This window comes from Actinoplanes sp. CA-142083 (assembly GCF_050942195.1).
Taxonomy (GTDB): domain Bacteria; phylum Actinomycetota; class Actinomycetes; order Mycobacteriales; family Micromonosporaceae; genus Actinoplanes.
On record NZ_CP192076.1, the window covers coordinates 7,290,579 to 7,303,399 of the forward strand.

Genomic DNA, 12,821 nt, shown 5'->3' on the forward strand with positions numbered 1-12,821 from the left:
GTGGATATCTCCTATTCGGCCGAGCAGCTCGACCTGAAAAGGCGGGCGGCGGAGTACACCGCGCTGCTGATGGCGCACGAGGAAGAGTCGGAAATGGCGGGCGGGCCGCTGCCGGCCGAGACCGTGCGGAAGCTGACGCGGCAGGCCATGGAATACGGCGTGTACGGCATCAACATGCCCGTCGAGTGGGGTGGCGCCGGGCTGTCGCTGGTCGACCAGGTGATTGTCGAGGAGGAATTCGGCAAGGCGACGAACTGCCTGTGGGACATTCCTTGGCGGCCCTCGAACGTGCTGGCTTTCGGTACGCCGGCGCAGCGCGAGAAATATCTGCTGCCGATTTTGCGCGGGGAGCGATTCGACGCGTTCGCGGTGACCGAGCCGGGGGCGGGATCGGATCCGGCGTCGGGCACCTCGACGGCGACCCGCGTCGATGGCGGGTGGCTGCTCAACGGGGAGAAATGGTTCGTCACGTGCGGGGACATCGCGGATTTCCTGCTGGTGCAAGCCGATGCGGGGCCCGATCGGCTGGCCACCATCTTCCTGGTCGCCAAGGACAGCCCGGGAGTGCGTATGACTCGGGTGCCGCGTTTCATGCACACGGCGGTCAACGGGCATCCCGAGTTCACGTTCACCGACGTGTTCGTGGCCGATGACGATGTGCTGGGTTCGGTAGGGCAGGGCTACGAACTGACCCGCTCCTGGTTCACGGACGAGCGGCTGATGATCGCGGCCCGGACCGTGGGAGCCGCCTCGCGGGCTCTTTCTCTCGCGCGGGACTGGGCGATTTCCCGGGAACAGTTCGGGGCGCCGATCGCCTCGTATCAGCTGATCCAGGGCATGCTCGCCGATTCGGCCGTCGACATTGCCATCAACCGGGCCTACACCCATCAAGTCGCGTGGGAGGCCGACAACGGCGCGGACGCCAAGACGCTGCACGCCAAGGCGTCCATCGCCAAGCTTTCCGCCTCCGAGGCGGCCGGGCGCGTGGTCGACCGGTGCCTGCAGATTTTCGGTGGGCGGGGATACGACCGTTCCCACCCGGTCGAGCGCCTCTATCGGGAGCTGCGCGTGGACCGGATCTGGGAAGGCACGTCCGAGATTCAGCGCCTCATCGTCGCCAACGAGCTCATCAAACGTGGGACCTCTTCTCTGGAATGGAACTGATCGATGGACTTTCGCTATACGCCCCGCCAGTCTTCGCTTCGGGATGCCGCGCGCGGCCTCTTCGACAAGATCGAGCCGTATGAGCTCGCCTGCGAGGAGAACAACGGGCTGCCCGCGCCGGTGCACGCCGAGGTGACCAAGGAGGTGCTCGCGGCGGGGTTGCAGGCCATCAACATGCCGGCCGAGTGGGGTGGGGCCGGGCTGACCATCACCGAGCAGGTCATCGTTCAAGAGGAACTGGGCAAGCTCACGGGGGCGCTGTGGGACATGGTGTGGCGGCCCGCCAACGCTTTGCGGTTCTGCACTCCGGCCCAGCGCGATCGCTATTTGATCCCGGTCATCAACGGGGAGCGGCGGGACTGCTATGCCGTCACCGAGCCGGGGGCCGGGTCGGATCCGCAGGCTCTTGCGACCACCGCCACCCGGACCGACGGCGGCTGGCTCATCAACGGCGAGAAGTGGTTCGTGACGGTCGGCGACCATGCGGACTTCCAGATCCTGCTGGCGCTGGCCGAGGGGCAGCCGACGCTGTTTCTGGTCGAGCGGGATTCGCCGGGGGTCGAGGTGGCGCGCGTGCCGCGCTTCATGCACACCTTCGTGTACGAGCATCCCGAGTTCACTTACACGGACGTGTTCGTGCCGGACTCTCAGGTGCTCGGCTCGATCGGGCAGGGGTACGACATCACCCGGTCCTGGTTCACCGAGGAGCGCTTGATGATCGCGGCCCGGACCATCGGGGCTGCTTCCAGGGCGTTGTCGCTCGCCCGGGACTGGGCGATTTCCCGGGAGCAGTTCGGGGCGCCGATCGCTTCTTATCAGCTGATCCAGGGGATGCTCGCCGATTCGGCTGTCGACATCGCTACCAATCGGGCTTACACCCATCAGGTCGCCTGGGAGGCCGACAACGGGACCGACCGGAAGACGCTGCACGCGAAGGCTTCCATCGCCAAGCTTTCCGCTTCCGAGGCGGCCGGCCGGGTGGTGGACCGGTGCTTGCAGATCTTCGGAGGGCGCGGGTACGACCGCACGAATCCGGTGGAGCGCCTCTATCGCGAGCTGCGCGTCGACCGGATCTGGGAGGGCACCAGCGAGATCCAGCGGCTCGTCATCGCCAACGAGCTCATCAAGCGCGGCACGGGAGTGCTGGACCTGCCCGCCGCCGGCTAGCGGTTGAGCGCGGCCGGTCGCGGTCATCGCCGGTGGCCCGGGTCCCCCGCATGGCCACGCTGAGCACGGCCTGTCACGGTGCTTGGGCGGCCGCGCACGGTATGCCATGGCCCGGCTCCCTGCATGGCCGGGCTGAGCGCGGCCCGTCCCGGTCATCGGCGGCCGGGCTGGGATGCCATGGCCCGGCTCCCTGCATGGCCACGCTAAGCACCGCCCGTCACGGCCATCGCCGACTGCAGCCCGCCCTGCCGCACCCCGCCGCCCGCCCTGCCGCACCCCGCCGCCCGCGCTCGCCCGCCGCGGCGGGACTCTGGGTGAATCTTGATGACAGAGATGATGGTGGGTGAGCACCTCCCGCCGGGGTCTGACCCGCTTGATGACTGACTTCGGGTCCTTCGTAAGACTTGTCGGCTCCGGTCGGGAGGTGCTCGTGCACGTGCCGGGTCGTGGCGTTGTGACTTCATAGGAGCCTGGCCAGAGGCCCCATCTCTGTCTTGTCCATCGTTGCCCGGCCGGTGCGTGCCGCCCTGCCCACAGTCACGAACGACAGGACGACGATGCCCTCCATTACACCTGACCCGGCCCTTTTCGATGTCGTCGGCGGCGTCGACACCCACCTGGACACTCACACCGCGGCGGTCATCGACCTGGTCGGGCGGGTCCTGGGCACCGAGCAGTTCCCGGCCACGGCGGCCGGCTATCAGGCGTTGCTGGCCTGGATGCGCGGGCACGGCCGGCTGTGGCGGGTCGGCGTCGAGGGCACCGGCGTCTACGGTGCCGGGCTGGCCCGCCGGCTGCGCGCCGCGGCCGTTGAGGTGATCGAGGTCGACCGCCCGGACCGCAAGACCCGCCGGTCACAGGGCAAGTCCGACCCGATCGACGCCATCGCCGCGGCCAAGACCGCCCTGGCCGGCGAACGCACCGGCCTGCCGAAACAACGCGACGGCCAGGTCGAGGCCCTGCGCCACCTGCGGCTGGCCCGGCGCAGCGCCATCGACCAGCGCGCCGACACCCAACGCCAGATCAAAGCCCTGATCGTCACCGCCGACGACCAGCTGCGCGCCCGGCTCCGCGAGCTGAGCGTCAAAGAACTGATCGGCACCTGCGCGAACCTGCGGCCGGACCGAGCCGACGCCGCCAGCCCGGCCACCGCCACCAAAATCGCCCTGCGCTCGCTGGCCCGCCGCCACCAGCACCTGACGGCCGAGATCACCGACCTGGACAGCCTGCTCAAACCCCTGGTGGCCGCGATCAACCCGGCCCTGACCGCCGCCCACGGCGTCGGCACCGACATCGCCGGTCAACTACTGGTCACCGTCGGCCAGAACCACCAGCGACTCACCAGCGAAGCCGCGTTCGCCATGCTCTGCGGCGTCGCGCCGATCCCCGCCTCGTCCGGCAAAACCCGCCGGCACCGGCTCAACCGCGGCGGCGACCGCCAAGCCAACGCCGCCCTCCACCGCGTCGCCATCGTCCGGCTCCGCAGCGACCCCAACACCCGCGCCTACGCGCAACGCCGCACCAAAGACGGCCTGTCCAAAAAAGAAATCATCCGCTGCCTCAAACGCTACATAGCCCGCGAGCTCTACCAACTCATCACCACCAACACCCACGAACCCGCCGCTTGACATCTATAGGAGCGTCTTGCTGTCTGCTGCGAACGGGAAGTCATCAGCCCTAAGTGCGCTCGATCAACTTCTGGTGGACTTAGGCGGATATTTCCGGCACGACGCAAACGCTCGTCTCGCATGGCGGACGCGCTGCCCGCTCACCGGGACGGGCCGCCGGAATGTGGAAGCGCGTCCCGTCAAGTGGGCATCGGCGCCACATTGCGGGACCGAGACGGCGGCGCTGCGGGCAAACCAGGCGCGCAGTAGGCGAATCCGCCTCCTTTGGGCCGCTTCGCGGATACGCTCGGCCTGTGCACGTGACCGTCGAGGTGGGCAGCCAGCTCGATCCTGACGTCAACTGGCCGACCGGCGCCGCCCTGACCATGCCGGCCGGCGAACCCGTACAGTTGATGATCTTTTTGAGCCACCCGCACCAGCTGGAGGTCGAGGCCGTCACGACGGCCCCGACGCAGTTCGCGTGGGTTGACGGGGCGGACGCGGGGGTGCTGCTCTACCGGCTGGGGCCGATTCTGTCCTGGTCGCAGGTGCCGTACTCGCCGCATCTCGACGCCGACGAAGGGCCGCCGGGCGTCGACCGGAACGGGGTCGTGCAGATCGTGCTCGTCGACCGGGACACCAATACGGTGAAGGCGCTGCACACGGTGCGCTGGCCGGCCGAGTTCGCCGCCACGGTGCGCGCATCCGTCGCGCGGATGTGGAAGGCCCCCTTCAGCCGCTTCGCCTTCGAGCACGTCCTCGCGGGGCTGCACCGCCGCTACCCGACGCCGGAAGACCTTCTCACCGACCGCGTCGACGCGCACTGCACCGCGACGCCCTGAGCTCGCCGCCGCACTGCGACGCAGGGCCTCACTCCTCGCGCGGCACCGCCCGGGTGGTGTAGAGGTAGCGGCCGTCCTGGAGGAACGCGATCTGCGGGTGCACGCCCTCGTCGGGCTCGGCCGCGACGAAGCGGTCGCCGCCCAGCGGCAGGAAGCGGACCGTCTTCACCTCGCCGTCGACCTGGGCTGCGAAACCCTTCGGGATCGCGGTGACCTCCAGGCCGTCGTCGACGGGCGTCACCTCGTAGGTGGCCAGCGGCACGGAGTAGCGGCCGGCAACCGGACGGAACGGCACCGGCGTCGTCGGCGGTGTCACGCGCGCCGGCATCTTCACCCCGGCGACCGCCTCCAGCACTTCCGTCAGCACCTCGTCGATGAACGCCCACGCCGGTCCCCCGTTCACGTTGACGGCGGCGACCACGTCCCGGTCGGGCACGATGCGCCAGGTGGTGGTCTGGCCGGGCGTGCCCCCGTCGTGACCGATCAACGGCACGCTGTTCCAATCAAAGATCATCAAACCCAGGCCCCACGCGTACGCCGGGCGCGGTCCCATGTCCGGCAACGTGACCTGCGGGGTCCGCATGGCCTCGAAGGTGCCCGCCGGGAGGACCCGCGTGCCGTCCTCCGCGACGCCGTCGGCGAGGAACATCCGGCCGAGGCGCACGAGCTCGCGGGGCGCGGCGCAGGGCGTGGAACCGGCCGGCGCGTTCGACTGCGGCAACTGCCAGCGCGGGAAGACGCTCTGCGACTCCCCGATGTGCCCGGCCGCGGCGCGGAACAGCACCGCCTCCTCGGCGTACAGGGCCATCTGCGTGACGCCGAGCGGCTCGATCATCCGCTCGCGCAGCGCGGCCTCCCACGTCGTGCCGCGCAGCCTGGCGATCAGGGCGCCGAGCACGCAGTAGCCGGCGTTGCAGTAGGAGAACATCGCGCCCGGCGGGTGCACCTGGCGGGCGTTGGCCCGCATGAACGCGATCAGCTTGTCGATGGCGTCGTCGCCGCGCCCGGTGTCCTCGAACAGGTCGCCGTCGAACCCACCGGTGTGCGAGAGCAGCTGGCGCACGGTCACCGACACGCTCGCGCTCTCGTCGAGCACGCCGAACTCGGGCAGGTAGCGGCGAACCGGCTCGTCCAGGTCGACCAGGCCCTCGGCGGCGAGCTGCATCACCAGCGACGCCGTCCAGACCTTGGTGACCGATCCGATCTGGAACACGCTGTCGGGGGTGGCCTCGACCCCGGTGTTGCGGTTGACCACCCCGGTGGCCGCCTCGGCCAGCTCACCGCCGGCGCCGACGGCGATCGCGGCCCCGGGCACCCCATGGCGGCCGGCGGCCCGATCGATCAGTTGCTGAAGGTCCGGCAGCAGCGTCATATCGACGACCGTACCGGCTCTGCGGCGCCGGATGCGGCCCTCAGCGCCGAATGCGGGTCAGGCCCACGACCGGCGCCGGCAGGGGCAACGGCGCCGGCATGCCCTCATGGCAGGCGCACGCCGCGATGACGGCGTCGAGGTATTCCCGGCGGATCCGGGCGGTGCCCGCCGCGATGCCGCGCCGCGCGCGCTCGCCGCTCTCGGGCTTGGCGACGTACGTCCAGGCCGGGCCGAACCCGTCGACGTCGACGCTGATCCGCCGGTAGTTGCCCTCCCGGGCGTCCAGCGCGGGCAGCCTGTCGTCGGACATCCGGATGAGCACGCCCTCGACCGAGTCGCCCGGCTCGATCGCCAGGAACAGCACCTGGATCGGGGCGCGGCGGCCGTTGGCGGGATCCTCGTACACCACCGGGCCGTCCAGCGTGTTGTCGGTGCAGACGTTCCAGGTCCGGGACCATCCGGTCAGCCGCGCGCGGGCGTAGTCGCGTCCCCGGCCGACCGGCCGGCCCACGAGCTCCGCGATGGTGGCGGGCGCGACCAGCGACCCGTACGCGAAAACGGCGGCCATGGCTGCAGAGTAGGCGGAGACACGTCAAGGAGTCCTGATGATCCAATTTGAGCACCGTCCCGGCCTTCTCGACCTGGGCTGGGGGCATCCGCGCCCCGGCCTGCTACCGGTCGAGGAGTGGGCCACGGCCACGGCCGCCGCGGCCCGGGAGTTCGGCTGGCGGCAGCTGACGTACGGGTATCCCACCGGGCCGGCGCCGCTGCTGGAGTGGTTGAGCGCCCGCCTGGGAACCGAGGCCGGGCAGCTCTTCGTCACCGGTGGCGCCTCGCACGGCATGGCGCTGGTGGCATCGCTGCTGGCCGGCCCCGACGATGTGATCCTGGTCGACTCCCCCACGTATCACCTGGCGTTCCGCATTCTCGCCGACACCGGCGCCCGGCTGGTGCGGGCGCCGGCCGACGCGGACGGCGTGGATCCCGATGCGCTGGCCGGCATGCTCGCCGCGTTGCGGGCTCCGGGAAAGCTCCTTTATCTGGTGCCCACGTTCGCCAACCCGACCGGCCGCAGCCTGCCGCTCGACCGCCGGCGCGCGCTGGTCGCCCTCGCCCAGCGGAGCGGCCTCACGCTGCTGGAGGACGACAACTATCGCGAGCTGAGCTATGACGGCGAGGCGCCGCCTTCGCTGTGGGACCTGTCCGGCGGCGAGGGCGTCGTCCGGGTCGGCACCTTTTCCAAGACGGTCGCGCCCGGCCTGCGCCTCGGCTGGGTCAACGCCGCTCCGACGCTGATCGCCCGCCTCACCGAGCTGGGCTACGTCGAGAGCGGCGGCGGCGTCAACCATGCCGTCGCCACCACCATGTCCTGCTTCGGCGCGTCCGGCGCCTACGACCGGCACGTCGCCGCCGTCCGCGCCGAGTATCGCGAGCAGCGGGATGCCCTCGTGGCAGCGGTGCGACCGCATCTGCCGGTGGCCGCGCCGGCGGGCGGGTGGTTCCTGTGGGTCACGCTGCCGCCCGGCCTCGGCGCCACCCGGCTGCTGGCCGCCGCCGAGCGGCACGGCACGTCGTTCGTGCCGGGCCCGCGCTTCTACCTGGACGGTCCCGGCGGCGAGGACCGCATCCGGCTCAGCTTCTCCCACCTGGCGGCCTCCGACCTGACGGAGGCCGCCACCCGCCTCGGCGCGGCCCTTCCTACAGCGTGGGGATGACCGGCTGGATGGTCCGTCGGCGTTGAACCGGAGCGGATCGATCGTGACTTTCGCGGTTGGTTCCGTCGCCATCAGGTAGCCGCCGGCGGCCGCCGGCCCGGTCAAGCGGGTCGTAGCCGCAGCTTCACACCCGGCATCCGGCGCAGCGTCCGCAGTGCCCAGGCCGCGCAGACCCCGATCGTCAGCGCGCTGAGCAGCCCGCTGAAGAACGGCCGTGTCACCAGCCCGAAGCCCAGCCCCCAATGCAGCAGGCCGAGGCTCATCCCGGCGTCGAGGATGCGCGAGACGCCCCACACCACCGTCACCTGGGTGAACAGCCGGCGGATGCCGTCGTGGTGGAACAGGTGGGCGGGCAGCGACACGAAATCCCGGGCCAGCCGGATGACGATGGGCCGCCCGATGGCCGCGCTGCCCAGGAAGAGCACGCCCAGCAGCGCCGAGCCGAAGACCGGCTGCAGCACGTAGACCAGCGCGCTGGACAGCACGAGCGCCATCGCCGCCCGGCCGCAGAGCATGCCCGCGGAGAGCAGCAGCGTGCTCGGCAGCGGATGACCGAGCGCCCGGCGCAGCACCAGCACCAGGCCGCACCAGCCGATCACCGCGCACAGCCCCCACCCCAGGCCGGCGGTGTACAGCAGCGCGAAGAGCAGGACCGTGGGAACCGCGATCGTCTCCACGAAGACCCGGATGCCCCGGATCAGCTGTGGACGGACCTTGCCGAGCTCGATGACGACCTCGTGGGCCGTGTCCCGATGAGAAGTCATCCCCGGTCCGCTGTCGACGACGGTAAGCCCGGCAACCGTACCCGGCGCCGGCCCTTCAGCGAAGCCGGCGGGCAGATCGCCGAGCACTGGGACGTGGTCCAGCCGGTCCCGGCCGCGGCCGGGATCCAGCACGGCATGCTCTGAGGCGTCAGCCCAGCGACGCGCTCGCCGCCCGCAGCTCCTCGAGGGCCAGCCGGGCGTGATGGGCCAGGTCGTGATCGCCGGCGCGGTCGCCCTCGGACCAGGCGGCGTAGCCGCGCTTGAAGGCGAGCACGCCCAGCTCACCGGCGAGCGCCGCGGTGGGCCCGGGCACGCCGCGGGCGACGAGGGCGACGCCGTACGCGGTATCGCCGGAGTCATCGGCCGCCGGCTGGGCCTGCCGGTCGAGGCGGTGCCGGCCGAGACGTACGGCGCGCTCGGCCCGATCTTCGCGACCGACCAGCCCTCGTCGAGCGTCCACACGCGGCAGGAGCTCGGGTGGAAGCCGGTCCACCCGAGCCTGCTCGCGGATCTGGAGAACATCCAGCCCTAGGGGGTCAGGGTGACCGCGTACGCATCCTTGGCGTTGGTCCAGTTGACGGAAACGGTGATCGCGCCGCCGCTCACGGTGACCCGGCTGTTGGAGACGACGGTCGGCGCGCTCACGTACGCGTTGGTCGACGGCATCCGCTCGACCAGCACGTTGACCGAGCCGTTGGTGGGCAGCCACGACGGGATGCCGGTGTAGCGGACGTCGATGGCGCCCTGCGCTCCCCCGGCCTTGGCGCCGAGGACCGCGATCGACTTACGGGCGGATGAGTCCTGGAACACGATGCCGTCGTGGCTCGAGCTCGCCGTGATCTTCGTACGCTGGCCGGTCTGGTCGGCGTATCGCTTGTAGACCCACCACTGCCCCATCGGCTGGCCGGCGTTGGCCGTGACCAGCCAGCCGAACGTGTCGTAGAGCGACGGCGTCTGGCCGACCATCCCCCAGTTCGCCCGGGCGCCGTCGCAGTTGCAGCGCTCCAGCCGGGAGATGTACCAGGCCGACGGGCCGGGCTGCTGCTCGTCGCCGAACGCGCCGTACTCGTTCACCGAGGTGCCGCTGATGCTGATGCCGCGCGACGAGAGCATGCCGGAGAGGTTGGCCGCGTCGGTAGCCGGGTCGCCGGGCAGGTCGTGCCAGCTGATGATGTTCGGGACCACGTTGTTGGCCTTCACGTAGTTGAGGTACGTGGTCCACCACGAGTTCGACGCTGACGGCACGCCCGCGTAGCTCGGCCCCTCGATCACGGCGCCCGGGATGGCAGCCCGGACCATCTGGGTGCCGCGCCGGATCATCTCCAGGTACTGGCTCTGGTTGCGGCCCCAGAAGAAGATGTTCGGCTCGTTCCACATGTCCCAGCGCACGTCGGAGCCGGTCATGCCGTTGGCCTTGGCGTCGGCGATCAACTGGTTGACGAAGTTGGTGTACTCCGTCCAGTTGCCGCTGTCGCCGGGCCAGCGCGGCACGTTGCAGACCCCGTCCGAGCCCCACATGCCGGACAGCAGCAGGCTGAACCGGGCGCCGGTGGCGCGGGCCCGGGCGTAGTAGGCCTTGATGAAGTTCCACCGGGCGGCGTAGCCACCGTTCACATAGCCGCCGTTGGGGCAGCCGATCTGCGAGCCGCCGGCCCGCATGACCTTGACCTTGATCTGGCTCTGCAGCGACGACGAGGGCGTCGCGCCGTTCTGCGAGATGCCGTAGATGAAGCCGGACGCACGGTAGGTGGGGGTCCCACCGTAGGCGGTCATGTCGACGGTCAGCGTCTCCACGGCGGCGAGGGCCGGGAGCGCGGGTTGCGCTACAAGAGCAAGGACAATCAGCACGGGTACGGCGAGCAGCCGTCTCAACATCGCCAGCTCCTTCGGGGACAGGAACCACACGTCGCGGGAGTTGGCCGGTCGGCTCGACGGAAAACCGTTTCCTAACCTAGGTAGTGGGCTTAGTCGATGTCAAGGAAACTGATTTCCTAGCTTTCTGTGGTCGCTCGCGGTCTGGTCGGCGTACGCGACGGCGAATTCGGCCATCGCCTCGTCGAAGCGCCTGCCCTTGCCGATGTAGCCCGCGATCGCCATCGCGTCGCCGGTGCGCGCGTGCGACCGCGCGAGGACGTGCGCGCACCGCTCGGCGAACGGCACGAGGTGCGGCGCGATGAGCTCCCCGTTCGGGATCACCTTCATGTCGCGGAACTGGCGCACGTAGAAATCGAATCCGCGCACGCTCGTCCAGCCGAGGAAGATGTCGCTGGCCGCCTGGATCTGCCGCTTGCCGCGGATCACCCGCTCGCCGTGCCCCGGGTACGGGCTCGGGCCGAGGAACTGCTCGTAGACCGACAGACCGGCCTCCTTGATCTGCAGGAACAGCGGCTCCCGGCCGTTGCGGCCCTGCAGCAGCACCAGATATACCTGCATCCCGACGCTGCCGACCCCGACGACCTGGCGGACGACGTCGACGAGGGTGAAGCGGTCGAGCAGGCCGCGCCGCTCGTACGGCAGGCTGTCGTGATAGGCCTGCAGCGTCTCGCCGGCGAGGGCGGCCACCTCGGGAAGGTGCACACGCACCGGCGGGTCCTCGACGATCCGCAGCTGCCCGTCCACCACGTGGGTGAGCTTGCGGGCCGCGCCCGCGCTGGTCCGTCGCCGGGCGCGCTTGGCCAGCCGCGCCGACCGCTCCTCCTGCTCCTCCGGCCCGAACAGCTCCAGCAACTCGTCGGAGGTGATCACGTCGTACCAGATGGTCAGCTCGTCGGCGGTCGAGTAGAACGCGATCCGCTCGCGGTAGGCCCGCGCGGCCGCCCGCACCGCGGCCAGCCCGGCCCGATCGTCCAGTCCCGTGTCCCGGGCGAGCACGACCAGGCTCGCCAGGTAGCGCTTGACATCCCACTCGAACGGCCCGCGCAGCGTCTCGTCGAAATCGCGCAGATCGAACGACAGCTGCCGCTCGGGCGTGGCCCACAACCCGAAGTTGAGCACATGCGCGTCGCCGCACAACTGCACCTCGATGCCCGTGTGCGGCGCGGCGGCGAGGTCAGCCGCCATCACCGCCGCCGCCCCGCGATAGAACGTCCACGGCGACGCCGACATCCGCGACATCCGGATCGGCACGAGGTCTTGCACCCGCGTCTCGTTCTGCGCGAGCACCGTCGCCAGGGCGTCATGGCCGCGCGCGGCGGGATCCCACTCGCCGAGGCGTTTGAGCGGCACCCGGTCGCGAGCCGCGCGCCCGATCGCCCGCCGTTCCGCCATCGGCAGCGCCGGCGCGGAGACCGATCGGTGGCCGGCGGCGGCCGGAATCGAGAGAGTCATAGCGCCGAAATTACGGCGGATCCGCCGCCGGGACATCGCCTGCGCCGGGTGAGGGGCCGGGCAACGCCTCGCGGCGTTCAGCGGCCGGTCAGGAGGCCGGGCGGCGTCTCGCGGTGATCAGTCGCCGGTCAGGAGGCCGGGCGGCGTCTCGCGGCGTTCAGTCGCCGGTCAAGAGGCCGGGCAGCTGCGACATGGCCGTGAAGACGAGGCTTGCCCCCGCCTCGCGCAGCACCTCCGGCGCCGCGTGGGCCGGGCCCGCGGGGGCGAACCCGAACACCGTCGCACCGGCCGCGACCCCGGCGGTGACGCCGGCGACCGAGTCCTCGATCACGACCGCGACGGCCGGGTCGATGTGCAGCGCCTCCGCGGCGGCGAGGTAGACGTCGGGGGCGGGCTTGCTCCGGGGCGTCTCCATGCCGCTGAAGACCCGGCTGCCGAAATAGCGGTCCAAGCCGGCGATCTTCAGCTGCATCTCGACCTTGCCGCGGTCGGCGCCGGTCACGCAGGCGAACCTGTCCCCCACGAGCGTGGACACGAACCGGACCGCGTCTTCGGCGCCGGGGACCGGAGCGAGCCGCGCTCGCAGGGCCGCGTCCCGCCGACCGCGGAAGGTCGCCAGCCAGGTGTCGTCGATCCGGAACCCGGTGTTCTTCAGGATCACCGCCCACTCGTCGCGGAGCGCCCGGCCGACGAACAGGTCGATGCAGTCCCGCTCGGAGATCTCCCACCCGAGCTCGATCAGCATCGTCCGCAGGACGCCGTTGGTGATGGGCTCGGAGTCGACGAGCACGCCGTCGCAGTCGAAGAGCACGGCGGAGAAGCGAGGCGTCGAAGTAGTCACGACCGCCAACTCTACGTCGCCT

At 70.6% G+C, this 12,821-nt stretch carries 13 protein-coding genes; 7 read left to right on the plus strand and 6 right to left on the minus strand.

Translation table 11 applies throughout. The features are described from left to right. The 4 genes from ACQPZX_RS33485 to ACQPZX_RS33500 all read left to right on the plus strand — a co-directional run bounded on the left by ACQPZX_RS33485 (window position 1) and on the right by ACQPZX_RS33500 (window position 4,780). On the plus strand, window positions 1-1,164 hold the full coding sequence (locus tag ACQPZX_RS33485) for an acyl-CoA dehydrogenase family protein (protein ID WP_433364173.1): 1,164 nt from the start codon (window positions 1-3) through the stop codon (window positions 1,162-1,164). A gap of 3 nt (window positions 1,165-1,167) precedes the next feature. After that, window positions 1,168-2,331: an acyl-CoA dehydrogenase family protein gene (locus tag ACQPZX_RS33490; protein WP_433364176.1), complete on the plus strand. Its 1,164-nt coding sequence runs from the start codon at window positions 1,168-1,170 to the stop codon at window positions 2,329-2,331. Between the two features lie 557 nt (window positions 2,332-2,888). Continuing rightward, entirely contained in the window at window positions 2,889-3,959 is a 1,071-nt protein-coding gene (locus ACQPZX_RS33495; RefSeq protein WP_433384968.1) for an IS110 family transposase, read from the plus strand. 293 nt (window positions 3,960-4,252) lie between these two features. Then, window positions 4,253-4,780, plus strand: a complete 528-nt coding sequence (locus ACQPZX_RS33500; RefSeq protein WP_433364179.1) for a hypothetical protein — start codon at window positions 4,253-4,255, stop codon at window positions 4,778-4,780. A 28-nt stretch (window positions 4,781-4,808) separates the two neighbouring features. On the opposite strand, the gene ACQPZX_RS33505 is transcribed toward ACQPZX_RS33500, so the two are convergent. Both ACQPZX_RS33505 and ACQPZX_RS33510 read right to left on the minus strand, forming a co-directional pair. Then, window positions 4,809-6,152, minus strand: coding sequence for a serine hydrolase domain-containing protein (locus ACQPZX_RS33505; protein ID WP_433364182.1), 1,344 nt, complete (start codon window positions 6,150-6,152; stop codon window positions 4,809-4,811). A 40-nt stretch (window positions 6,153-6,192) separates the two neighbouring features. Further along, a complete protein-coding gene (locus tag ACQPZX_RS33510) occupies window positions 6,193-6,720 on the minus strand; it encodes a gamma-glutamylcyclotransferase family protein (protein ID WP_433364185.1) in 528 nt (175 codons plus the stop codon). A gap of 37 nt (window positions 6,721-6,757) precedes the next feature. Between ACQPZX_RS33510 and ACQPZX_RS33515 the strand changes: the two genes are divergently transcribed. Then, on the plus strand, window positions 6,758-7,867 hold the full coding sequence (locus ACQPZX_RS33515) for a PLP-dependent aminotransferase family protein (RefSeq protein WP_433364188.1): 1,110 nt from the start codon (window positions 6,758-6,760) through the stop codon (window positions 7,865-7,867). Window positions 7,868-7,968: 101 nt separating this feature from the next. Here the strand turns inward: ACQPZX_RS33515 and ACQPZX_RS33520 are convergent, their stop codons facing one another. After that, the gene (locus ACQPZX_RS33520; protein ID WP_433364191.1) at window positions 7,969-8,631 is read right to left on the minus strand and encodes a hypothetical protein; all 663 of its coding nucleotides are present in this window, start codon (window positions 8,629-8,631) and stop codon (window positions 7,969-7,971) included. Here ACQPZX_RS33520 and ACQPZX_RS33525 point away from each other — a divergent pair. Both ACQPZX_RS33525 and ACQPZX_RS33530 read left to right on the plus strand, forming a co-directional pair. Further along, the gene (locus tag ACQPZX_RS33525) at window positions 8,620-8,775 is read left to right on the plus strand and encodes a hypothetical protein (protein WP_433364194.1); all 156 of its coding nucleotides are present in this window, start codon (window positions 8,620-8,622) and stop codon (window positions 8,773-8,775) included. The two genes, ACQPZX_RS33520 and ACQPZX_RS33525, sit on opposite strands and share 12 nt — an antisense overlap. Before the next feature lie 58 nt (window positions 8,776-8,833). Then, the gene (locus tag ACQPZX_RS33530) at window positions 8,834-9,163 is read left to right on the plus strand and encodes a hypothetical protein (RefSeq protein WP_433364196.1); all 330 of its coding nucleotides are present in this window, start codon (window positions 8,834-8,836) and stop codon (window positions 9,161-9,163) included. On the opposite strand, the gene ACQPZX_RS33535 is transcribed toward ACQPZX_RS33530, so the two are convergent. From ACQPZX_RS33535 to ACQPZX_RS33545, 3 genes are all read right to left on the minus strand, one after another. Further along, window positions 9,160-10,506 (minus strand): beta-xylosidase, encoded by a 1,347-nt coding sequence (locus ACQPZX_RS33535; protein WP_433364199.1) that lies wholly within the window; start codon window positions 10,504-10,506, stop codon window positions 9,160-9,162. The genes ACQPZX_RS33530 and ACQPZX_RS33535 overlap by 4 nt on opposite strands. Before the next feature lie 99 nt (window positions 10,507-10,605). Continuing rightward, complete coding sequence (locus tag ACQPZX_RS33540; protein WP_433364202.1) at window positions 10,606-11,958, minus strand: DUF2252 domain-containing protein; 1,353 nt, start codon at window positions 11,956-11,958, stop codon at window positions 10,606-10,608. Window positions 11,959-12,115: 157 nt separating this feature from the next. Then, the gene (locus tag ACQPZX_RS33545; RefSeq protein ID WP_433364205.1) at window positions 12,116-12,799 is read right to left on the minus strand and encodes an HAD family hydrolase; all 684 of its coding nucleotides are present in this window, start codon (window positions 12,797-12,799) and stop codon (window positions 12,116-12,118) included. Window positions 12,800-12,821 lie beyond the last annotated feature (22 nt).

What these genes read in the sequence shown, in the direction of transcription:
- ACQPZX_RS33490 (WP_433364176.1), top strand. Translation starts at nt 1,168, where the DNA reads ATGGACTTTCGCTATACGCCCCGCCAGTCTTCGCTTCGGGATGCCGCG.
- ACQPZX_RS33495 (WP_433384968.1), top strand. Translation starts at nt 2,889, where the DNA reads ATGCCCTCCATTACACCTGACCCGGCCCTTTTCGATGTCGTCGGCGGC.
- ACQPZX_RS33505 (WP_433364182.1), bottom strand. Translation starts at nt 6,152, where the DNA reads ATGACGCTGCTGCCGGACCTTCAGCAACTGATCGATCGGGCCGCCGGC.
- ACQPZX_RS33510 (WP_433364185.1), bottom strand. Translation starts at nt 6,720, where the DNA reads ATGGCCGCCGTTTTCGCGTACGGGTCGCTGGTCGCGCCCGCCACCATC.
- ACQPZX_RS33515 (WP_433364188.1), top strand. Translation starts at nt 6,758, where the DNA reads ATGATCCAATTTGAGCACCGTCCCGGCCTTCTCGACCTGGGCTGGGGG.
- ACQPZX_RS33525 (WP_433364194.1), top strand. Translation starts at nt 8,620, where the DNA reads ATGAGAAGTCATCCCCGGTCCGCTGTCGACGACGGTAAGCCCGGCAAC.
- ACQPZX_RS33520 (WP_433364191.1), bottom strand. Translation starts at nt 8,631, where the DNA reads ATGACTTCTCATCGGGACACGGCCCACGAGGTCGTCATCGAGCTCGGC.
- ACQPZX_RS33530 (WP_433364196.1), top strand. Translation starts at nt 8,834, where the DNA reads ATGGGCCAGGTCGTGATCGCCGGCGCGGTCGCCCTCGGACCAGGCGGC.
- ACQPZX_RS33535 (WP_433364199.1), bottom strand. Translation starts at nt 10,506, where the DNA reads ATGTTGAGACGGCTGCTCGCCGTACCCGTGCTGATTGTCCTTGCTCTT.
- ACQPZX_RS33540 (WP_433364202.1), bottom strand. Translation starts at nt 11,958, where the DNA reads ATGACTCTCTCGATTCCGGCCGCCGCCGGCCACCGATCGGTCTCCGCG.